At 35.4% G+C, this 1089-nt stretch carries 2 protein-coding genes; both read right to left on the bottom strand.

The window, feature by feature from the left end:
- Nucleotides 1-20 precede the first annotated feature (20 nt).
- Complete coding sequence (gene istB, locus O3598_RS09485; RefSeq protein ID WP_005382493.1) at nucleotides 21-776, bottom strand: IS21-like element helper ATPase IstB; 756 nt, start codon at nucleotides 774-776, stop codon at nucleotides 21-23.
- A partial coding sequence (locus O3598_RS09480) for a Mu transposase domain-containing protein (protein ID WP_442759098.1) occupies nucleotides 760-1089 on the bottom strand: 330 nt, incomplete at its 5' end. The genes O3598_RS09480 and istB, both read right to left, overlap by 17 nt.

The raw sequence follows: 1089 nt of genomic DNA, 5'->3' as shown, positions 1-1089 counted from the left end.
TGACGATGTACAATGTACAGTTATTCCTTCTGTTGCATATGGTTTCGTAACCGGTATGAATCTCCAGTTATGCTAATCACATGTGCATGGTGAAGTAATCGATCAACAATAGCATTAGCTACTCGCTCATCATGTAAAATGGTAGCCCACTCATCAAAATTAATGTTAGACGTTACGATGGTACTTTTCTTTTCGTACCGTCTATCAATAATTTGAAATAGTAAGTTAGCATCACCTGGTTGTAACGGTAAATAGCCAATTTCATCAATGATGAGTAATTGGTAGCGTGCATAATGCTTGAGCCGAGTTTCTAATCGTCCTTCATCTTTTGCACTCTTAAGGTTTTGAATTAAATCATGGCATTTAATAAAATAGGTGCTTCGTCTGTTACGAGAGCTTTCAATACCTAGTGATGTAGCTAAATGTGTTTTCCCAACTCCGCTAGAGCCAAGAAATACAATGTTTTCAGCTTGTTCCATGAATCCTAATGATGCTAAATCCTTAATTTGCATTTCGTTAATTTGTGGTTGAAATGAAAATTCAAAATCAGCTAGTGTTTTCAAATGAGGAAAATTACTAATTTTCACCATATGGTTAATTACGTTTTGTCGTTTAATATCAACTTCGTAATCACTCAGCTTCAATAACCACTCAATATGAGATAAGCTCTGTGTATTAGCTAATTCAATTGTTTCATCTAGGTGTAACATGCATTGTTTTAGTTTTAGATATGCTAGATTATCTTGTAAGCGTTGGTAATTAGTCTGTAGTGTCATAGATAGCTCCTATCTTTTCCAAATTAGATTTTGCTTTAGCTTTCACATCTTCAGAACTTAGATAAGGAATTGTTTTCTGCAATTGTGCCTCATAATGAGAAGGCAAATAGTTAACCTTCTTATCACTTAATGGGTGCTGTGCAATCAATTCTGTGCTATCATATATGTATAGCATCTTATCTATGGTCTTTAAGGTCATAGATTTGGCCACATATCCTGGCGGTACAGAATAGTGGCTACCACGAAAGCTAATGAGATTACTTGCTGAAACCTTAGCTTTTGGGTGATCTATGCGGTAGGAATCTCTTATCAC

Origin of the sequence: Veillonella atypica, from assembly GCF_041431435.1 — a bacterium.
Lineage (GTDB): Bacteria > Bacillota > Negativicutes > Veillonellales > Veillonellaceae > Veillonella > Veillonella atypica.
This window is presented reverse-complemented; position numbering and strand designations above follow the sequence as displayed.